This window comes from Pseudomonas sp. C9 (assembly GCF_002000165.1).
Taxonomy (GTDB): Bacteria; Pseudomonadota; Gammaproteobacteria; order Pseudomonadales; family Pseudomonadaceae; genus Aquipseudomonas.
In genome coordinates, this window is sequence record NZ_MPAK01000001.1 from 3473107 (window position 1) to 3493593 (window position 20487).

Here is a 20487-nt window from a genome sequence, read left to right on the forward strand (position 1 = left end):
TTGGCTGAGCAACGCATCCGCCAGAACACGGAAGTCACCTTGCACTTTGCACTGCGCCTGGAGAATGGCGACACCGTCGACAGCACCTTCGACAAAGCCCCGGCGACCTTCAAGGTCGGCGACGGCAACCTGTTACCAGGTTTCGAAGCGGCACTGTTCGGCTTCAAGGCTGGCGACAAGCGCACGCTGACGATTGCGCCGGAAAACGCTTTCGGCCAGCCAAACCCGCAGAACGTACAGATCATTCCGCGTTCGCAGTTCAAGGACATGGACCTGTCGCCGGGTTTGCTGGTGATCTTCAACGATGCGGCGAATACTGAGTTACCCGGCGTGGTGCAGGAATTCGATGACGAGCAAGTGACCATCGACTTCAACCACCCGCTGGCCGGTAAGACATTGACGTTTGACGTAGAAATCATCAGCGTCAGATCGTTGTAACTGACCGAACACGGTCACCTGTAGGAGCGGAGCTTGCTCGCGAAGGCGTCACCACATTCAGCATCAATGTTGACTGACACACCGCTTTCGCGAGCAAGCTCAGCTCCTACAATGTTTTAATTTCTTGCGCGCAAGACACGAGGCACAGCATGCAAATCAAACTCGCCAACCCCCGTGGCTTCTGCGCCGGTGTGGACCGCGCAATCGAAATCGTCAACCGCGCCCTGGAAGTGTTCGGGCCGCCGATCTATGTGCGCCACGAAGTGGTTCACAACAAATTTGTCGTCGAAGACCTGCGTGCTCGTGGGGCGATCTTTGTCGAAGAGTTGGATCAGGTGCCGGACGACGTCATTGTGATCTTCAGTGCCCACGGCGTTTCCCAGGCCGTGCGTACCGAGGCTTCGGGCCGTGGATTGAAAGTATTCGATGCGACCTGTCCGCTGGTGACCAAAGTGCACATCGAAGTTGCGCGATACAGCCGTGATGGCCGTGAATGCATCCTCATCGGCCACGCCGGTCATCCGGAAGTCGAAGGGACCATGGGCCAGTACGATGGCAGCAATGGCGGCGCGATTTACCTGGTCGAAGACGAGAAAGACGTCGCCGCGTTGCAAGTGCACAACCCTGAAAAACTCGCCTTCGTGACCCAGACCACCCTGTCCATGGACGACACCAGCCGCGTGATCGACGCGTTGCGTGCGCGCTTCCCGGCGATCGGTGGTCCGCGCAAGGATGACATCTGCTACGCCACGCAAAACCGTCAGGACGCCGTGAAGCAACTGGCTGACGAGTGCGACGTGGTGCTGGTGGTCGGCAGCCCGAACAGTTCCAACTCCAATCGCTTGCGTGAACTGGCCGAGCGCATGGCCACTCCGGCTTACCTGATCGACGGTGCTGAAGACCTGCAAAAGAGCTGGTTTGACGGTGTCGAGCGTATCGGCATTACCGCTGGTGCCTCTGCTCCTGAAGTATTGGTGCGTGGTGTGATCCAGCAATTGCAGGCCTGGGGTGCGACTGGTGCCGATGAGCTGGCAGGTCGTGAAGAGAACATCACGTTCTCCATGCCTAAAGAGCTGCGCGTGCGTTCGGTGCTTTAAAACGCTTCCCTCCCGGACATAGCGCCTGCTCAGCCTTATCGCTGCGCAGGCTGATGCGACCTGTAGCCGCCAGCACCACCTGGAGCTGGCTGACCGGTTCGCGGGCTGCACAAACGTGCAATGTCCCCGCTTGAAAGGCCCGCCCGGGCATCTGTGGTTCGCCTGCCCCATTGAATCGAACGTATTGCCGGACCGGCCAATTGCCGACAATCGGCACCCGAGCGCCACTCTCGCGCTCAACCAGCAGCGGATTGCTGCTGTCCTCCGGCCCTTTGCCACTGATGTCCAGAATGATCCGCCAGCCTTGACCCCAGTCCCCGTTGATCCCATGAACGACAACGGTCTGGTGGCGTGTGATGGCGATTGTCCTTGCGTTGCGTAGACCGCTGGCCAGCGCCTGTGCTGCCTGCTCCCGGTGGTTCGATTCAGTGAGTGATGCGAACGCCGGACTGACCAACAGCAGAACAATTGCGGCAATTGCCAGTCCCATAAACAGTTCGATCAGGCTGAAGCCCTGTTGATGCATGGCATTTCCCTCCCTGGAGCGTTGTGTACCGCGCATTCCTTGCGCGAGTCATAGCCAAACAACCTGCCTGCGCCGGTCGAATGTTCTAGCGTGTAGAGGCAGGTATAGCCGACGGCAACGGAGGGCATCGATGGATCATCGTACAAAAGGTTTCACGCTGATCGAGTTGTTGGTCACGCTCGCGGTGTTTCTGATCCTGGTGACCCTGGCCGTGCCCGCGTTTACCCGTTCGGTACAAACCACGAGGACCGACACTGAGGTCGGCGACCTGCAACGGGGACTCAATTTCGCCCGACTGGAGGCAATCGACCGAGGCATCACCACCCGGGTTCGTCCAACGGCCGGCGGTAGCGTATGGACCGGTGAGTTGACGGTTTATGACGGTACCGGCACGCCGGCCAATGTATTACGGGTTGTTCCAGCGATGAGCAGTGGCGCCACTCTGACGCTAACCTCAGGTGTGACCGCTCTGGACTTCAACAATCTGGGCGGTTTGTCGACGCCGTCCACCGCCGTGGTCATCAACTATGTACTGGGGACGCAAAGCAGGACGCTGAACGTGTGTTTGAACGGACGAATTCTATTGGGTGGAAGTTGCGGATGAGGGTATGGAGCAAGCGTGCACAGGAGGGCATGACGCTGATCGAAGTCTTGGTTGCGTTGTTGATACTGACAGTGGGGCTACTGGGGGCTGCGGCGATTCAGCTCAATGCGCTGAAGTACACCGACAGTTCACGGATGACGAGTCAGGCCAGTTTTATCGCCTACGACATGATGGATCGCATCCGCGCCAACGCCGCTGCCGATTACACGGTCGCGCCACCGACCTCGGGCAACCTGAGTGTCGCGCGGGACCAGGACCTCTACGATTTCACCACCAACATCATCAATTTCGGCGGCCCGACGGCCACCGGCAGCGTGGCACTGAACCAGCGGGTCTACACCATCACCATCAATTGGGATGACTCACGCGCCGCCAATTCCGCCAACTCGCGCCGCAGTTTCGTGCTGACCAGTCGCGCCACCGTCGACCCGGTTTCCACGCCATGAGCCGCAGCAACCGAGGGTTCGGCCTGATCGAGTTGCTGATCGCGCTGGCGTTGAGCCTGATCGTGGTACTGGGTGTGGCGCAGATTTTCATCGCAGCGAAAAATACTTACGTCAGCCAGAACGTCTCCGCCGGCATGCAGGAGGACGCGCGTTTTGTGTTGAGCAAAATGATTCAGGAAATCCGTATGGTCGGTATGTTCGGTTGCCTGGGCGCCATCACTGACGCCAGTTCGGCAGGTGATTTCAACGCCAGTCAAATAACCCCCATCAGTTGGGATAACGCGAGCCTCAAGCTGACCCTGGTGACGGCGGATGTCGGCGGCACGGGCGCAGTGCCGACCTGGACAGTGGTGTCTGACTGCCGAAACTCGGCGACCGCGTACACAGGCGTGCGGACACCAGCGACGGGATTTCTGGCGTTTCCGATACGGCGATCGGTCTACAGCTTCAGCAATAACCAGATCCTGATGGGAACCGGAGCCGGCACGCCAACCCAGTTCGTGCTGGTGAACAACGTGAGTGCTTTTAACGTGAGCTTTGGCCTCGCCAGTTCGGCCGCCGATGTCGCGGCCTCCAGCTACAGCAGTAATCCGTCGGACCCTGCGCGTATTCGCAGCGTACGGCTGAGCCTGACCCTCGCCGATCCGAACAACCGGGTGCGCAATCAAACCTTCAGCGTGGTTGCCGCCTTGCGCAACCGCTTGCCATGAGGGCCACTGCCATGACGTCTTACGCTCAGCGTGGCATGGCGCTGCTGGTCAGCCTGGTGTTTCTGCTATTGCTGACGCTGATCGGCCTTTCTTCGATGCAAAACGCCACCCTGCAGGAGAAAATGGCCGGCAGCGTGAGTTTGCGCAACCAATCGTTCCAGGGCGCCGAAGCGGCGTTGCGCGTGGGTGAAAGTGCAGTGCAACTCGACACCTTTTCTCTGCCGGTTTGCAGCCAGTGCGCACCGCCGCCCGAGGCCTCGGTCATCACTGCCGCCGGCCTCAACTCCAGCTCCGGGGTGACGTGGGTCGCTTCCGGCAGTGGTTTTTACGGGGTGCAAAACATCGGCACCACGCTCACCGCCGTCAATGTGCCGAGCAATACCTCCGCGACGCTTTACCGGGTGACCGCCGTCGGCATCGCGGGCAACTCGCGCAGCGTCGTGGAGAGTATTTATGCGAAGTACTGAAAGGCTTGCCAGGGTTTGGCGGCTGCTGTGTGGCGCGGTGTTCGGGTTGTATCTATCAGCCCCGGTCTACGCCTTCACGCCTTCGGATTCACCGCTGTTAAGCGCAGCGGCAGTCGCGCCGAACGTGATGTTGTTGATCGACGATTCGGGCAGCATGAACAGCATCATTTATGCCGCCGGGTTCGATCCCACGGTCACTGGACGGACCCCCGCCAGGCAGTGCAATTATTTCGCCGGGCTGTGTTCGAACGGGAGCGATATCGTCGGTGATTCAATCTTCCTTTCCAGCCTGCCGCAGTCCGGTTGTTCCGGTGGCGGCTACGCGTTTTACAACAACAGCGTGGCGCCGCTGTGCCTGAAGTTGCCTGACCCGGTCGGTAATGAAAATACTCGGTACTCCGACGATTACCTGTCTTATCTGGTGGGGCTGGCCAACGGCAGCAACCGCGACTTCACCACAGGCTCGATTCCCAACGATTACCGCATGAACGTGGCGCGAAATGTGTCCACAGCCCTGGTGAGCAGTAACCGCGGACTGCGCATGGGCCTGGCGACCTTCAATCCGGCCAATAACAACAACTCTGGCAATGGCGGTTTCATCGCCCGGTCGGTCAGCGACCTGTCGGTAGTGAGCGGCAGCGTCACGCAGTCTCAGGCCGATACCAATTACAACAACCTGATCGCCTCCATCAATGGTTTGAGTGCCGTGGCCAACACGCCATTGGCGGAAACCTATTACGAAGTCACCCGGTATTTCCGGGGGCTGGCGCCTTACTACAACTCGACGCCCACCACTTACACCAGCCCGATCCAGTACCGCTGCCAGAAAAACTACGGGGTAGTCATCACCGATGGCCTGCCGACATTTGATCGGACCTTTCCGGCCAATGACCCCTTGGCAAAAACTTCACTGCCGAACTGGGATGGCGTGAACAACGATGGCAACAACCCCGAAGGTGATCGCGAAGGGGACACCCTTTACCTCGACGACATCGCCAAGTTCGCTTTTGACATCGACATGCGCTCCACCGGCACCGACGCGGCGGGCAAGAGCTGGAACGCAGTGGATTTCCCGAAGCAGAACATGAATACCTACACCGTAGGTTTTACCGCCGCGAATCAGATGTTGTCGGACGCGGCCGGTTATGGGCAGGGCAAGTACTATCAGGCGACCGATAGCACAGGGCTCAACAGCGCCTTGTCGTCGGCATTGAGCGACATCACCTCCAAGGCCGGTTCCGGTGGCAGCGGCGTCTCCAGTGGCACGACCCTGGCCAGTGGTTCGAGCTACTTCCAGACCAGTTATGACCCGAAAGACTGGCGCGGCACCGTCAAGTCCTTCGGTTTTAATTCGGCGGGCGCGGTGAATACTTCGGCCGTGCTGTGGACAACTGACACGACCATCGTCCCGGGTGCCACGGCTCCCACCTACCAATCCTGGAACACCCTGACGAATGCCGCCGTCGCGCTGACCTACAACAGCTTTTCCCCGGCGCAGCAGACGTCGTTGAATCAAGGTCTGCCCGCCGGTGTCACCGGCAATGATCTGCTCGAGTGGAGCAAAGGCATCAACAAAACCGGGCTCAAGGTACGCAGCGTATTGCTCGGAGACATCATCAACTCACCTCTGGTGCTGGCGTCCCCGACGGAAAAAACCGCCTCCGATCTGGCCGGGGACACCACTTACAGCACTTATCTGAACACCAAGGCCGCCACCATGAATGCCAGTCTGGTGGTGAACGCCAACGACGGCTTTGTGAATGTCATCAACTCGGCCACGGGTGCCCGGCGTTATGCCTACATGCCTTCCAGCGTTTTGCCATCGCTGCGTTACATCGCCGATCCGACTTATATCAACGGCGTGAGCCACAAGTTTCTGGTCGACGGTCAGGTCGGCGTGTTCGACGCCCAGCTCGGCGGCGCCTGGAAAACCCTGGCCATCGGCGGCACCGGAGCGGGCGGCAAAACCTTTTATACCCTGCAATTGTTCGATGCAGCGGCGGGGAACGTCTTTAAAGCGCTGTGGGAAATCACTGCGCCTGCCATAGCCAGTACCGCGAACGTTTTCAATGATCTGGGTTATGCCTATGCGCGGCCGGAGGTGGCACGCTTGGCCGATGGTCGATGGGCGGCGTTTATTTCCAACGGCTACGGCAGCAACTCCGGGGTCGCGGCGCTGTACGTGGTGGATGTTCGTGACGGTTCGCTGATCAGGAAAGTCGTGGTCGACAGCAGCGAAACTAACAATGGCCTGTCTTCGGTGAATCTCCGGGTCAACTCGCAGAACGTGGTACAGGCCGCTTATGGCGGAGACTTGAAAGGGCGGCTGTGGAAATTCGATCTGAGTGCCACGGCGCCCGATAGCTGGGGTGTGGCCTTTTCAGGTAAGCCGCTGTTTACCACTGCCGGCGGTGCCACTCAGCCCATCACGGCGCAGCCATTGCTGGCGGACAATTCACTGGGCGGCAAGGAGATTTTTTTTGGTACCGGAAAGTTCAACGAGACCGCCGACAAGACCAACAAGGATCTGCAGGCGTTTTATGCGGTGTGGGATGCGGACGGCGGATCGGGTCAAATCACTGTCTCCAGTTTGCAGGCCCAGGCGGTGACGGGGGTGTTCTCGGGCAGCACCGGTCAATTCATCACCACCACTCAGAACGACGTAACTTACCCGGCGGAGAAAGGCTGGTATTTGCCATTGGTGTACAACAACGCGCTGCTCGGCGAACGGGTGCTCAATCAGGCAAGCCTGGTGCTGGGACGAATCATTTTCACCACGGCAGGTGTCGATACCACGGACCCGTGCGCCAGTTTCGGTACCGGCAAACTGGTCGAGCTGGAGGCATTCAGCGGTAAGATGCTCAACTATGCGGTTCTCGATACCAATGGCGACGGTGTGGTAGACAGCACCGATGCGGTGTCGAGCGGGGTGATTTTTACCGGTGGCATTCCGACCCTGAACGCCATCGTCAACGGAGCAACCCGTAAAATCGTGAACGATTCCAGTGGCGGTATCACCACGCTGGTGGAAAAATCCGGCGGCGGCAGCCGTCGCATCATGTGGCGCCAAATACAGTAAGTGAGAATTGAGGCATGCGTAGATCCAACCGAGGTTTCACCCTGATCGAAATCATGATCGTGATTGCGATCATCGGCATCGTCATGACCATCGCCGCCCCGAGCATTACCGAGTACCTGAAGAAGGGCCGGCGCAGCGAAGTCGCCGGGCTGCTATCCGAACAGGCGCAGATCCTTGAACGGTTCTACTCCAAGAACAATGTCTACACCAATGCGACCGGCCTGAGCGCTGGAAACGACTACTACACCATCACCCCGACCCTTGCCGATCAGACTTTCCTGCTGACAGCGGTGCGCAAGGCCGGTACCAGCATGGCAACCGACAAGTGCGGGGATTTCACCCTCACCAATACCGGTGTCAGGAGCATGGTCAATGCGACGGCCGGCTTGACCACCAAGGATTGCTGGGGTCGTTGAATTCCTCTTTCGGGTGCCTTTTGCGCCCTCTGTCTATTTAACGGTTGGATCTGAACATGACCAGGCAACAGCAAGTGGTGATTGTCGGCGGCGGCGTAATTGGGCTGCTGACGGCGTTCAATCTCGCGTCCGAAGTACACAGTGTTGTGCTGCTGGATCGCTCGAACGTCGGGCAGGAGTCTTCATGGGCGGGGGGCGGGATTGTTTCGCCACTGTACCCGTGGCGCTACAGCCCGGCGGTCACGGCGTTGGCGCATTGGTCACAGGATTTTTATCCACAGCTTGGTGAGAGACTGTTCGCCGCGACGGGTGTTGATCCTGAAGTTCATACCACCGGCCTGTACTGGCTCGATCTGGATGACGAGGCCGAGGCGCTGGCGTGGGCCAAGCGCGAGAATCGTCCGCTGCGTGCTGTGGATATCTCGGCCGTGCACGACGCGGTGCCGGTGATGGGGGCAGGTTTTTCGCGGGCAATCCATATGGCCGATGTGGCCAATGTGCGCAATCCGCGACTGGTGAAGTCGTTGAAGGCTGCATTGCAGGCACTGCCGAATGTGACGATTCATGAACAGTGCGAAGTCAGCGGGTTTGTCCGTGATGGCGATAAAGTCGTCGGAGTGCAGAGTTCGGCGGGCGCGATTCGCGGTGATCAGGTGGTCCTGACGGCGGGTGCCTGGAGTGGTGATCTGCTGAAAAGTCTTGGGCTGGTGCTGCCGGTCGAGCCGGTGAAAGGGCAGATGATTCTCTACAAGTGCGCGGCGGATTTCCTGCCGAGCATGGTGCTGGCCAAGGGGCGCTATGCCATTCCCCGGCGCGACGGTCATATCTTGATTGGCAGCACGCTGGAGCATGAAGGCTACGACAAGACACCGACAGAGGCAGCATTGGAAAGCTTGAAAGCGTCAGCAGTCGAGTTGATTCCTGCGCTGGCGGACGCCGAGATCGTAGGGCATTGGGCCGGATTACGGCCAGGTTCGCCTGAAGGCATTCCCTACATCGGGCGGGTGCCAGGGTTCGATGGGCTCTGGCTCAATTGCGGGCATTACCGCAATGGCCTGGTGCTGGCGCCGGCGTCGTGTCAGTTGTTGGCCGATGTGATGCTGGATCGCAAGCCGATCATTGATCCTGAGCCCTATGCTCCCATCGGGCGGATTTAATCGCGGCCGCTGAAAAGGGCCTCAATCCAGTCCGAATTTTTTCAGTCGGTAACGCATCGACCGAAATGACAGGCTCAACCGCTGAGCCGCCGCCGTGCGGTTCCAGCGGGTTTCCTCCAGCGCCTGGAGGATGAGTTTGCGTTCGACGTTTTCCAGATAGTGTTCAAGATTATCGATCTGCGTCAGGTCCGGCACGCCGGTCTCTGCCGTGCAATTGCCTTCGGCCAGGCGCAGGTCGCTGGCTTCGATCTGCTTGTTTTCACACAGGGTGTAAGCCCGTTCGAGCACGTTCTCCAGTTCCCGCACGTTACCCGGAAATCGGTAGCTTTTCAGTGCCTCCAGGGCCAGAGGGTGGAGCTTTGCGGCAGGTTGGCCGCTGCTGGCTGCCAAGCGCTTGAGCACGTGGCTGGCCAGTGGTTCGATGTCGTCACGGCGTTCGCGCAAGGGCGGAACCGGCAGCTCGATCACGTTGAGCCGGTAATACAAATCCTGACGAAAACGTTCTGCAAAGACTTCGGCATCAAGGTCTTTGTGGGTGGCGCAAAGGATGCGCACATCGACCACCGTTTCCTGTGATTCGCCGATGCTGCGAACCGCTTTCTCCTGAATCGCGCGCAGCAGTTTGACCTGCATCGCCAAAGGCAGATCCGCGACTTCGTCGAGAAACAACGTTCCGCCGTGGGCTGCCTGGAACAACCCTCGCTTGTCTTCGATGGCGCCACTGAAACTGCCTTTGCGATGGCCGAAGAACTCGCTCTCCATCAGCTCTGACGGAATCGCCCCGCAGTTGACCGGGACAAATGGATGATGGGCTCGCGGTCCTTGCTCGTGAATCAGCCGTGCGACCAACTCCTTGCCACTGCCGGATTCGCCGCTGATGTACACCGGTGCCTGGCTGCGGGCGAGTTTGTCGATGTGTTTGCGCAGACTGCGCATAGGCAGTGAGTCACCCAGCAGGCGACGATCACTGGCCGTACTGGCTCCGCCCGGTGCAGGCAGGCGCAGGGCACTGGTGACCAGTTCCCGCAGGCGAGTGAGGTCGACCGGTTTCGTCAGGAAGTCGAAGGCGCCAGCCTTGAGCGCGTTGATCGCAGTTTCGAGACTGCCGTAGGCGGTGATCATCGCCACCGGCACTTGCGGATAACGCTGCTGGATATGCTGCACCAGTTCGAGGCCGGTGCCGTCAGGCAAGCGCATGTCGGTCAGGCACAGGTCGAATGTTTCCCGGGCCAGCAAGGCTTGGGCATCGCCCAGGTTACGGGCACTGAAGGTATCGAGTTTCATCCGTCCGAGGGTGATTTCGAGGAGTTCGCGGATATCCGGTTCGTCGTCGACGATCAGGACTTTTGGCCGTGGGCTCATGTTCAACTTTGTTTCCGTCCGTGAGCAAAAGTGATGCGAAAGCAGCCGCCGCCTTGGCGTGGTTGGAAGTCTAGGCGGGCCTGGTTGCTTTCGCACAGCTCACGGGACAGATAGAGCCCCAGGCCTGTGCCTTGGCTACTGGTGGTAAAGAACGGTTCGAACAAATGCACCTGCTGGTCCGGAGCCACGCCGGGCCCATCGTCCAGCACTTCCAGTATGGGCAACTGGCTGTCGACATCGACAAACAGCTCAAGCCAGACCTGGGCTTCGTCGTGATTGAGGGCGCTATGGCGCCAGGCATTGCGCAACAAATTGTCCAGAATCTGGGTGAGCTGGTTCGGGTCCATCAAGGTGTTGAAGTCGCCTGGCCCGGTACGCAGGTGAATGTGCTGACCCAGAGGGGCGCCCTCGCGGGTTTCGGCGACGAATCGTTCCAGCCACGGCTTCAGATCGAGCCGTTGCGATACGGTTTGCTGGCGGCGGGACAGTTGCAGGACGTTTTCGATAACCCGATTCATTCGCGCTGAGTGATCTTGAATAATCTGGGTCAGACGCCGATCCACGCCATTGAGTTCCTCGGATTCGCGCAGCAATTGCGCGGCATGACTGATGGCACCCAGTGGGTTGCGGATTTCATGGGCAATACCTGCCGTCAGTCGACCGAGGGCGGCGAGTTTCAACTGCTGTGCCTGTTGTGCGACCTGAGCGAGGTCCTCGAGAAACACCAGGGTCTGATGGTTTGGGCTCTGGTCCAGAGCGATGAAACTGGGTTGCAGTTCCAGGCCACTGCTGGCGTTTTTCAGGCTTTGCGGGCGCAACGTCGGATTGTTGAGCCAGAGCTGAAGACGTTCGACCAGTGCGGGTGAAAAGTCGTCGATCCGATGTCCATCGAGTGCTTTATGCCCCAGCAAGGTCAAGGCGCTGTGATTGGCCAGTTGCACACGTCGTTGTTCATCCAGCACCAGAATGCCGGTGCGCATGCGTTGCAGGATCAGCGCATTGAGTGCTTCGAGGCCTACCACTTCGCTGGCTCGCTGTTCGGCGAGGTGTTCGCTGACCTCCAGTCGCCTGGTCAAGCCTTGTACCAGCCATGCTGCGGCAAAGCACAGTGCGCCGAGCGTGCTGACTTGCAGGTAGTCGTTGGGGCTGGTCGGGTGGCTGAAGCTCAGGAGGAAACTCAAGCCGACGATCCCCAGTGCGCCGACAGCGGCTATCAACAGGCCGGTACGTCCACGCAGCAGGGCATTGCTGATGGCCACCGACACGATCAATAGATTGCCGATGGCGCTGGCCACGCCGCCTGCGGCGTAGAACAAACCACAGAGCAGCAAGACGTCGACCAGTGCCAGACTGAAGAGCTGTGCTGGTTTTTGGGTGTTTTCCAGAAACACCACCAGCAGAATATTCAGCACCAGGTACAACCAGCTGCCATTGCGCAGCAGGTCGTCTCTGGCGAACGTCAGTAACTGGTTGTCCAGGTTGCTGGTAGTCAGCAACACCAAGGTGATGCCGACGCTTAAGCGATAGAGGTGATAAAGGCGCAGCAGCCGCTGAGCCTGTTTGCCGCCGGGACTGGACGTCTCAGCGACCACTCGGGCCCGGGCCTTGCTCAAGGTGAGCCTGGCTGCAATACCATTGCTGTTGAAGACTCAGCGCACGGTCGCGAGGCAGGTGCACGCCACAATGGGCGCAGCGGACCATGGGGGCGGCCTCCAGCTCAGGGGAGGACTTGGGGGCGGAAGCCGAGCCCTTGAATTTGCGCCAGAACCATACCGCAGCGGCAATCAGGGCGATCCAGAACAGTAAACGAAGCATGATGAGCTGCTATTTGGCGAGTGATTCAGCAGTTTAGCCAAGGACATGCCGAGCGCACAGCCTAATAATCACGCCCACAAAAAAGGAGCCTCGCAAGGCTCCTTTTGTACAACCTGAGGTGTCAGTCGAACACGCCAAAGGTCATGTAGCTGAACCAGGAACGGTCGCTGTTGTTGCCTTCGGCCTCGTGATTCTCTTCTTCGATCGCGTCGCCATTTCCGTCTTTAGGCTTCAGCTCGCTCGGAATTGCGTCCTTGGCGTCCTGGAACTGTCGCTGCACGTCCTGGTTGGCGCGGGTTTCGCCCGGCGGCAGCGGTGGGCTGGATTCGATCAGGCCCAGCGTGGCCTTGCTCAACCACGAACGGTTGTCGGCTTCGGCGACCGAAGGCTTGAACTGACCGTCTTCCAGGCTTGGGTGGTTCGGGTAGTTGAGCTTCAGGGTTTCAAGGCTGGTGGCCGCCAGCTCGTCCAGGTGCATGCGCATGTAGGCTTCAGTCATGACCGCCAGGCCGTCACCGACCGAAGGCGTCTCCTGGAAGTTTTCTACCACGTAACGGCCACGGTTTGCGGCGGCGACATAGGCCTGACGGGTCAGGTAATAGTCGGCAACGTGAATCTCGTAGGCCGCCAGCAGGTTACGCAGGTAAATCATGCGCTGCTTGGCGTCTGGCGAGTAACGGCTGTTCGGGAAGCGGCTGGTCAGCTGGGCGAACTCGTTGTAGGAGTCGCGGGCAGCGCCCGGGTCACGCTTGGTCATGTCCAGCGGCAGGAAACGCGACAGCAGGCCAACGTCCTGATCAAAGGAAGTCAGACCTTTCAGGTAGTAGGCGTAATCCACGTTCGGGTGCTGCGGGTGCAGACGAATGAAACGCTCGGCAGCAGACTTTGCAGCTTCTGGCTCGGTGTTCTTGTAGTTGGCGTAGATGAGCTCGAGTTGAGCCTGATCAGCGTAGCGACCGAACGGATAACGCGATTCCAGAGCCTTCAGCTTCGCGATGGCGCTGGTATAGCTACTATTGTCGAGATCTTGCTGAGCCTGCTGGTACAGCTCGACTTCGCTAAGGTTTTCGTCTACGACTTCCTTCGATGAGCAAGCAGCGGTCAATGCGAGGATGGCGATCAGCAGCAGGTGTTTCACTTGCATGGCGGCTTGCGTCCCTATGACGGCCGCTGTCTTGGGCGAGGCCGTCCTGTTATGATGAGCGCCCCGTTGAATAGCCTCGGGGCAAAAGACGCCGTATTTAACCACAAGCGCGCAGCCGAAACCAAAGGCTGTGCCGACGCCTAGTCTGAGCATGTCCGATAAAATTGAACTTCGCGCAGAGGTGCCGTCCGAATTGGGCGGCCAACGCCTCGATCAAGTCGCCGCACAATTATTCGCTGAGCACTCGCGCTCGCGCCTTTCCGCCTGGATCAAAGACGGCCGCCTGACTGTGGATGGGGCGGTTATCCGCCCGCGAGACATCGTTCACGGTGGCGCCATTCTTGAACTGACTGCCGAGCAGGAAGCTCAGGGCGAATGGATCGCTCAAGACATCGAGCTGGACATCGTCTATGAAGATGACGACATCCTGGTGATCAACAAGCCTGCGGGCCTGGTGGTGCATCCGGCTGCCGGTCACGCTGATGGCACCTTGCTCAACGCCTTGCTGCACCACGTGCCGGACATTATCAATGTGCCCCGCGCCGGTATCGTGCATCGCCTGGACAAGGACACCACCGGTCTGATGGTGGTGGCCAAGACCATTCAAGCGCAGACACAGCTTGTCACGCAATTGCAGAGCCGCAGCGTAAGCCGGATCTACGAATGCATCGTGATCGGTGTGGTGACGGCGGGTGGCAAGATCAACGCGCCCATCGGTCGTCACGGTCAGCAACGCCAGCGCATGGCCGTGATGGAAGGGGGCAAGCAAGCCGTCAGCCATTACCGCGTGCTCGAGCGTTTCCGCTCCCACACCCACGTTCGGGTGAAGCTGGAAACCGGTCGTACCCACCAGATTCGTGTGCACATGGCTCACATCAACTTCCCGTTGGTCGGAGACCCTGCCTACGGCGGTCGCTTCCGCATCCCGCCGGCAGCTAACCCGACCATGGTCGAATCGTTGAAGGCGTTCCCGCGCCAGGCCCTGCATGCACGGTTCCTGGAGCTGGATCACCCGACTACTGGCGTGCGCATGAGCTGGGAATCGCCACTGCCGGACGATTTCGTCTGGTTGCTGACCCTGCTCAAGCAAGACCGTGAGGCGTTCATCGGATGAGTGACTGGCTGATTCCCGACTGGCCTGCGCCTGCCGGGGTGAAAGCCTGTGTGACCACCCGTGCGGGCGGCGTCAGTCTGGCGCCGTTCGACAGCCTCAATCTCGGCGATCACGTCGATGACAGCCCTGAAGCTGTTGCCGAAAATCGCCGTCGCCTGACCGATCACTTTTCTATTCAACCGGCCTGGTTGCAGCAGGTTCACGGCATCGTCGTGGCTCATGCAGACCCAAGCCAGGTCGCCACGGCTGACGCCAGCTGGACGGCAACACCCGGCATCGCCTGCACGGCGATGACCGCCGACTGTTTACCTGCGCTGTTTTGCGACCGCGCCGGCACTCGCGTGGCGGCGGCCCATGCCGGTTGGCGTGGATTGGCGGCGGGTGTGCTCGAAGCGACGCTCGACAGCCTGGACGTGCCGCCCGCCGACGTACTGGTCTGGCTTGGCCCGGCCATCGGCCCGCAAGCCTTTGAAGTCGGCCCGGAAGTGCGCGAAACCTTCGTTGAGCAATTGCCGGAAGCCGCCAAAGCCTTTGTGCCGAGTGCCAATGCTGGCAAATTTATGGCTGACATCTATGAGCTGGCGCGTTTGCGTCTGGCTACTCGCGGTGTCACGGCTGTTTATGGTGGCGGTTTCTGCACGGTGACCGATCCACGCTTCTTTTCTTACCGTCGCAGTCCCCGCACCGGCCGATTCGCCTCCCTTATCTGGCTGTAGTGCCCGGTCTCACGAATACTGTTCCTTTTTGACGGCGTCTGTTGCCGTCATGCTGCGTTGCCGCTTCTCGCCATAGCGGGCGATGACTCGTTGCGGCGCCTTGCCTGACGACAACCGCCACTCGTCAAAAGAGGAACGTATTCGTGAGACCGGGCACGAACGCTAGACTTCTCTGATCTGCATCAACGTCACGACGCTTGAAACTCCCAGAATCGACCGCATCTATAACGGTATCTGGCAGGTTTCTTCATTCAGGATGTTTTATAGGTCCGGCCTGCTCAAAAGGAAGGTGACCCATGCGTATAGATCGTTTAACCAGCAAATTGCAGTTAGCACTATCCGACGCCCAATCTCTGGCCGTCGGCCTTGACCATTCCGGCATTGAACCGGCGCACTTGATGCAAGCCATGCTTGAACAGCAGGGTGGTTCGATCAAACCCCTGCTGATGCAGGTCGGTTTCGACGTCAACAGTTTGCGCAAAGAGCTGACCAAAGAGCTCGATCAACTGCCGAAAATCCAGAACCCGACCGGCGACGTGAACATGTCGCAGGACTTGGCGCGCCTGCTCAATCAGGCTGATCGCCTGGCCCAACAGAAGGGCGATCAGTTCATCTCCAGCGAACTGGTGCTGCTGGCCGCCATGGACGAGAACAGCAAGCTCGGCAAATTGCTGCTGGGTCAGGGCGTGAGCAAGAAAGCCCTGGAAAACGCGATCAACAACCTGCGTGGTGGCGAAGCGGTCAACGATGCCAACCACGAGGAATCGCGCCAGGCGCTGGATAAGTACACCGTCGACCTGACCAAGCGCGCCGAAGAAGGCAAGCTCGACCCAGTGATCGGCCGAGACGACGAAATTCGCCGGACCATTCAGGTCCTGCAACGTCGCACCAAGAACAACCCGGTACTGATCGGTGAACCTGGCGTGGGTAAAACCGCCATTGCCGAAGGTCTGGCCCAGCGCATCATTAATGGTGAAGTGCCGGATGGCCTGAAGGGCAAGCGCCTGCTGTCCCTCGACATGGGGGCGCTGATTGCCGGTGCCAAGTATCGCGGTGAGTTTGAAGAGCGCCTGAAATCGCTGCTCAACGAGCTGTCGAAGCAGGAAGGGCAGATCATTCTGTTCATCGACGAACTGCACACCATGGTCGGCGCCGGTAAAGGCGAAGGCTCGATGGATGCGGGCAATATGCTCAAGCCTGCGCTGGCTCGCGGTGAACTGCATTGCGTCGGTGCGACCACGCTCAATGAGTACCGCCAATATATTGAGAAGGACGCAGCCCTTGAGCGGCGCTTCCAGAAAGTACTGGTGGATGAACCGAGCGAGGAAGACACCATCGCCATTCTGCGTGGCCTGAAAGAGCGTTACGAGGTTCACCACAAAGTGGCGATTACCGACGGCGCGATCATCGCTGCGGCCAAGCTCAGTCATCGCTACATCACCGACCGCCAGTTGCCGGACAAGGCCATCGACCTGATCGACGAAGCGGCCAGCCGTATTCGTATGGAGATCGACTCCAAGCCGGAAGTACTGGATCGTCTGGAGCGTCGCCTGATTCAGTTGAAGGTGGAATCCCAGGCGCTGAAAAAAGAAAGCGATGAAGCGGCGATGAAACGCCTGGAAAAACTCCAGGAAGAAATCGCGCGTCATGAGCGTGAATACTCGGACCTCGAAGAAATCTGGAACTCGGAAAAAGCCGAAGTCCAGGGCTCTGCGCAGATCCAGCAGAAAATCGAACAGTCCCGTCAGGAACTGGAAGCCGCGCGCCGTAAAGGTGACCTGAACCGCATGGCCGAGCTGCAGTACGGGGTGATCCCGGACCTGGAGCGCAGCCTGCAAATGGTCGATCAGCACGGTAAAAGCGAGAACCAGTTGCTGCGCAGCAAGGTGACCGAAGAAGAGATCGCTGAAGTCGTGTCGAAGTGGACCGGCATTCCGGTGTCGAAAATGCTCGAAGGCGAGCGCGACAAGCTGATGAAGATGGAAAGCCTGTTGCACCAGCGTGTGATCGGTCAGGACGAAGCCGTGGTCGCGGTCTCCAACGCCGTGCGGCGTTCCCGGGCCGGGTTGTCCGACCCGAATCGCCCGAGCGGTTCGTTCATGTTCCTCGGCCCGACCGGTGTCGGTAAAACCGAGCTGTGCAAGGCGTTGGCCGAGTTCCTCTTTGATACGGAAGAGGCCATGGTGCGAATCGACATGTCCGAGTTCATGGAGAAACATTCCGTGGCCCGACTGATCGGTGCGCCACCAGGATACGTAGGCTACGAGGAGGGCGGTTACCTGACCGAGGCGGTGCGTCGCAAGCCTTACTCGGTGATCCTCCTGGATGAGGTTGAGAAGGCCCACCCGGATGTGTTCAACATCTTGCTGCAAGTGCTGGAAGATGGTCGCTTGACCGACAGCCATGGCCGCACGGTGGACTTCAAGAATACCGTGATCGTCATGACCTCCAACCTGGGCTCGGTGCAGATCCAGGAACTGGTCGGTGATCGTGAGGCGCAGCGTGCGGCGGTGATGGATGCGATTTCCAGCCACTTCCGGCCGGAGTTCATTAACCGGGTCGACGAAGTGGTGATCTTCGAGCCGCTGGCGCGGGATCAGATCGCGGGCATTACCGAGATCCAGTTGGGTCGCCTGCGCAGTCGCCTGACCGAGCGCGAGCTCAAGCTTGATCTGAGCCCTGAGGCCATGGATAAGCTGATCGCGGTGGGTTACGACCCGGTGTACGGCGCACGTCCGCTCAAACGAGCGATTCAGCGCTGGATCGAGAACCCGCTGGCTCAGCTGATTCTGTCGGGTCGCTTCATGCCCGGCGATACCGCCAAGGGTGTGGTGGAAAACGACGAAATCGTATTCGTCTGATCCATCCTGGCAACAAAACTGACGAGGCCTCGCATTGCGAGGCCTTTTTTTCGCCAGGCTGTTGAACTCTAAGGAAAAGGCTTGTAAAGTGCGCCCCGCAGTAAGTCACCCGGAAGGGTTTCTGCTCCCCAAGCGGAAATCTGAAATAAGTTGCAAATCATTAACTTGAAAGCAATTTAGGGGGTTGACAGAGGTGCTTAAGATTGTAGAATAGCGCGCCTCAGACACACGAACGCAGCGATGCGAACGGGTCGAAGAGAACGCAAAAAGCTTCACCGTTGTAAATTGAAATATGTAGTTCCGTGATAGCTCAGTCGGTAGAGCAAATGACTGTTAATCATTGGGTCCCAGGTTCGAGTCCTGGTCACGGAGCCAATTTCAAACCGGGGTATAGCGCAGTCCGGTAGCGCGCCTGCTTTGGGAGCAGGATGTCAGGAGTTCGAATCCCCTTACCCCGACCATTTTTGGGTCGTTAGCTCAGTTGGTAGAGCAGTTGGCTTTTAACCAATTGGTCGTAGGTTCGAATCCCACACGACCCACCATTTTTGAAACCAGTTAACGCTGGAATCGAATCTTAAGATCAGAGGCCAAAAGCGCTGATCGAAGAAGGCGACTTGCAAAGGTCGCCTTTTTTTTACCGGGGTATAGCGCAGTCCGGTAGCGCGCCTGCTTTGGGAGCAGGATGTCAGGAGTTCGAATCCCCTTACCCCGACCATATTAAAAATCCTCGTATCGAAAGATACGGGGATTTTTTTTGTCTGCCGTTTTTTTGTCTGCCGAAAAGGCAATTCCCTTCAAGTCATCGTACAACTTGCCGATAGCCAAGCGACGGGGTCCTGCCGTAACTGCCCCTTATCCAAGTCATTACAAGAAAAAGGGCGTTCGTTATGTTGCTTCGTCAGTTGAATATTGCTCCTCGAGCAGCGTTGGGGTTTGCCCTGATCGCTGTGTTGGTCGCTTTGCTCGGCGTATTTGCGCTGGGGCAGATGTCGAGCATTCGCGACAGTGAGGTGGCAGTGGAGAAGCAATGGCTGCCGAGTATTCGCGGTGGGGACGAGATCCGCGAGTTGATGCTGCGCATTCGTACCATTTCATTGCGCATGGCCCTGGACCAAGACCCGAAAAACATTCCGGTCTACCGCGGACAAATGGACACCCGAAACAAAGAACTGAGCGAGAAAATCGCGACTTACGACAAGTTGGTCGACACCCCCGAAGGCCAGGTCTTGTATGACCAGTTCAAAACCACTTTCGCGGCCTATCGCACAGGCATTGCCCAGTCTTTCACCCTTGCCGAGCAAGGTCGCCATGACGAACTGACCAAACTGTTGCTGATCGACATGAAAACCGTGGTCGACGGCTCCGGCAAGCAGCTTAATGACTTGGCCGACCTGTTCGCCAAACAAGTTGCAACTGAGAGTGAGAAGTCCGCAGCGCATTACGACACGTCGCGAACGATCGTCAGCCTGTTCATCGCATTGGCGGCGCTGGCCACCGTCGGCCTGGCAATGTTGCTGACCCGCAGCATCGTCCGTCCATTGAACGAAGCCCTGACCGCAGCGGAAAGTGTGGCGCGAGGCGATTTGACCCGGCCTATCGAAACCCATGGCAATGACGAAGTCAGCCGCTTGCTCAAAGCCCTGGCGACGATGCAGCGCAATTTGCGCGAAACCCTGCAAGCCATCAGCGGTTCGGCCACGCAACTGGCCACCGCGGCGGATGAGTTGAACGCCGTCACGCTTGATAGCACTCAAGGTCTGCAACAACAGAACAACGAGATTGAGCAGGCCGCCACAGCGGTCAATCAAATGACCATCGCCGTGGAAGAAGTTGCGCGCAACGCGGTGTCGACCTCCGATGCCGCCCGTCAGTCCAGCGAATCGGCGCATCTGGGGCAGGAGCGGGTCAGCGAAACCGCGAGTGCCATCAGCGCCTTGGCCAATGACGTGCAGCATACCGGTGAGTTGGTGCAGTCCTTGGCCAACCAGTCTCAGGACATCGGCAAAGTGCTGGATGTGATTCGGGCTATCGCCGAGCAAACCAACCTGTTGGCGCTCAACGCGGCGATTGAGGCGGCGCGCGCGGGTGAAAGCGGACGCGGTTTTGCGGTCGTGGCCGATGAAGTGCGTGCGCTGGCGCATCGCACGCAGCAATCGACCCAGGAAATCGAGCAAATGGTCCAAGGCATGCGCAATGGTTCGAGCCTGGCGCTGGACTCGATGAACGCCAGTGCTTCCCGTGCTGCCAGCACGCGGGTCCTGGCGGAGCGGGCAGGTGACGCGCTGCAGACCATCACTGCCTCGGTCCATGAAATTCACGAACGTAATCTGGTGATCGCCAGCGCCGCCGAAGAACAAGCGCAAGTGGCCCGCGAGGTGGACCGCAACCTGGTGAACATTCGTGATCTGTCGGTGCGTTCCTCCACCGGCGCCGATCAGACCAGCGCCTCCAGTCATGAGTTGTCAAAATTGGCCAACGCTCTGCAGGGCTTGGTACAGCGCTTCCAGGTGTAAATCCGCCAGACAAAAAAGCCCC

General features: G+C 58.9%; 18 protein-coding genes and 4 tRNA genes. 17 read left to right on the top strand and 5 right to left on the bottom strand.

What is annotated here, in order from left to right; all coding sequences use genetic code 11:
* Both fkpB and ispH read left to right on the top strand, forming a co-directional pair.
* Nucleotides 1-438 (top strand): FKBP-type peptidyl-prolyl cis-trans isomerase, encoded by a 438-nt coding sequence (gene fkpB / locus BMS17_RS16225; protein ID WP_175649033.1) that lies wholly within the window; start codon nt 1-3, stop codon nt 436-438.
* Nucleotides 439-587: 149 nt separating this feature from the next.
* On the top strand, nt 588-1535 hold the full coding sequence (gene ispH / locus BMS17_RS16230) for a 4-hydroxy-3-methylbut-2-enyl diphosphate reductase (RefSeq protein ID WP_046028548.1): 948 nt from the start codon (nt 588-590) through the stop codon (nt 1533-1535).
* Here the strand turns inward: ispH and BMS17_RS16235 are convergent.
* On the bottom strand, nt 1504-2061 hold the full coding sequence (locus tag BMS17_RS16235) for a GspH/FimT family pseudopilin (RefSeq protein WP_077431238.1): 558 nt from the start codon (nt 2059-2061) through the stop codon (nt 1504-1506). The two genes, ispH and BMS17_RS16235, sit on opposite strands and share 32 nt — an antisense overlap.
* A gap of 130 nt (nt 2062-2191) precedes the next feature.
* On the opposite strand from BMS17_RS16235, the gene BMS17_RS16240 reads away from it, so the two are divergent.
* From BMS17_RS16240 to thiO, 7 genes are read left to right on the top strand one after another with little or no spacing between them, the layout of a single operon-like run.
* On the top strand, nt 2192-2665 hold the full coding sequence (locus tag BMS17_RS16240) for a GspH/FimT family pseudopilin (RefSeq protein ID WP_046028544.1): 474 nt from the start codon (nt 2192-2194) through the stop codon (nt 2663-2665).
* Nucleotides 2662-3111 (top strand): type IV pilus modification protein PilV, encoded by a 450-nt coding sequence (pilV, locus tag BMS17_RS16245; RefSeq protein ID WP_046028543.1) that lies wholly within the window; start codon nt 2662-2664, stop codon nt 3109-3111. The genes BMS17_RS16240 and pilV overlap by 4 nt, the downstream gene beginning before the upstream one ends.
* Nucleotides 3108-3821: a PilW family protein gene (locus tag BMS17_RS16250; protein WP_077431239.1), complete on the top strand. Its 714-nt coding sequence runs from the start codon at nt 3108-3110 to the stop codon at nt 3819-3821. The genes pilV and BMS17_RS16250 overlap by 4 nt, the downstream gene beginning before the upstream one ends.
* Nucleotides 3818-4288, top strand: a complete 471-nt coding sequence (locus BMS17_RS16255; protein WP_077431240.1) for a PilX N-terminal domain-containing pilus assembly protein — start codon at nt 3818-3820, stop codon at nt 4286-4288. Before BMS17_RS16250 ends, BMS17_RS16255 begins: the two co-directional genes overlap by 4 nt.
* A complete protein-coding gene (locus BMS17_RS16260; protein ID WP_077431241.1) occupies nt 4275-7367 on the top strand; it encodes a pilus assembly protein in 3093 nt (1030 codons plus the stop codon). The genes BMS17_RS16255 and BMS17_RS16260 overlap by 14 nt, the downstream gene beginning before the upstream one ends.
* A 14-nt stretch (nt 7368-7381) precedes the next feature.
* Complete coding sequence (locus BMS17_RS16265) at nt 7382-7783, top strand: type IV pilin protein (protein WP_046028535.1); 402 nt, start codon at nt 7382-7384, stop codon at nt 7781-7783.
* Nucleotides 7784-7839: 56 nt separating this feature from the next.
* On the top strand, nt 7840-8940 hold the full coding sequence (thiO, locus tag BMS17_RS16270) for a glycine oxidase ThiO (protein ID WP_046028533.1): 1101 nt from the start codon (nt 7840-7842) through the stop codon (nt 8938-8940).
* Between the two features lie 21 nt (nt 8941-8961).
* On the opposite strand, the gene BMS17_RS16275 is transcribed toward thiO, so the two are convergent.
* The 4 genes from BMS17_RS16275 to BMS17_RS16290 form a co-directional block, all read right to left on the bottom strand.
* Nucleotides 8962-10302 (bottom strand): sigma-54 dependent transcriptional regulator, encoded by a 1341-nt coding sequence (locus tag BMS17_RS16275; protein WP_046028532.1) that lies wholly within the window; start codon nt 10300-10302, stop codon nt 8962-8964.
* 2 nt (nt 10303-10304) lie between these two features.
* The gene (locus BMS17_RS16280) at nt 10305-11894 is read right to left on the bottom strand and encodes a PAS domain-containing sensor histidine kinase (protein WP_046028531.1); all 1590 of its coding nucleotides are present in this window, start codon (nt 11892-11894) and stop codon (nt 10305-10307) included.
* A complete protein-coding gene (locus BMS17_RS16285) occupies nt 11884-12117 on the bottom strand; it encodes a PP0621 family protein (RefSeq protein WP_046028530.1) in 234 nt (77 codons plus the stop codon). The genes BMS17_RS16280 and BMS17_RS16285 overlap by 11 nt, the downstream gene beginning before the upstream one ends.
* 121 nt (nt 12118-12238) lie before the next feature.
* Nucleotides 12239-13261: an outer membrane protein assembly factor BamD gene (locus tag BMS17_RS16290; RefSeq protein ID WP_046028529.1), complete on the bottom strand. Its 1023-nt coding sequence runs from the start codon at nt 13259-13261 to the stop codon at nt 12239-12241.
* 151 nt (nt 13262-13412) lie between these two features.
* Between BMS17_RS16290 and rluD the strand changes: the two genes are divergently transcribed.
* From rluD to BMS17_RS16330, 8 genes are all read left to right on the top strand, one after another.
* On the top strand, nt 13413-14375 hold the full coding sequence (rluD, locus tag BMS17_RS16295) for a 23S rRNA pseudouridine(1911/1915/1917) synthase RluD (protein WP_046028527.1): 963 nt from the start codon (nt 13413-13415) through the stop codon (nt 14373-14375).
* Complete coding sequence (gene pgeF, locus BMS17_RS16300) at nt 14372-15091, top strand: peptidoglycan editing factor PgeF (protein WP_046028526.1); 720 nt, start codon at nt 14372-14374, stop codon at nt 15089-15091. The genes rluD and pgeF overlap by 4 nt, the downstream gene beginning before the upstream one ends.
* A 296-nt stretch (nt 15092-15387) precedes the next feature.
* On the top strand, nt 15388-17952 hold the full coding sequence (clpB, locus tag BMS17_RS16305; RefSeq protein ID WP_077431242.1) for an ATP-dependent chaperone ClpB: 2565 nt from the start codon (nt 15388-15390) through the stop codon (nt 17950-17952).
* Between the two features lie 299 nt (nt 17953-18251).
* Nucleotides 18252-18327 (top strand) — tRNA-Asn (locus tag BMS17_RS16310).
* 9 nt (nt 18328-18336) lie between these two features.
* A tRNA-Pro gene (locus BMS17_RS16315) sits at nt 18337-18413 on the top strand.
* 5 nt (nt 18414-18418) lie between these two features.
* Nucleotides 18419-18494 (top strand) — tRNA-Lys (locus BMS17_RS16320).
* A 96-nt stretch (nt 18495-18590) separates the two neighbouring features.
* Nucleotides 18591-18667, top strand: a tRNA-Pro gene (locus BMS17_RS16325).
* 172 nt (nt 18668-18839) lie between these two features.
* The gene (locus BMS17_RS16330; protein WP_077431243.1) at nt 18840-20465 is read left to right on the top strand and encodes a methyl-accepting chemotaxis protein; all 1626 of its coding nucleotides are present in this window, start codon (nt 18840-18842) and stop codon (nt 20463-20465) included.
* Nucleotides 20466-20487: the final 22 nt, after the last annotated feature.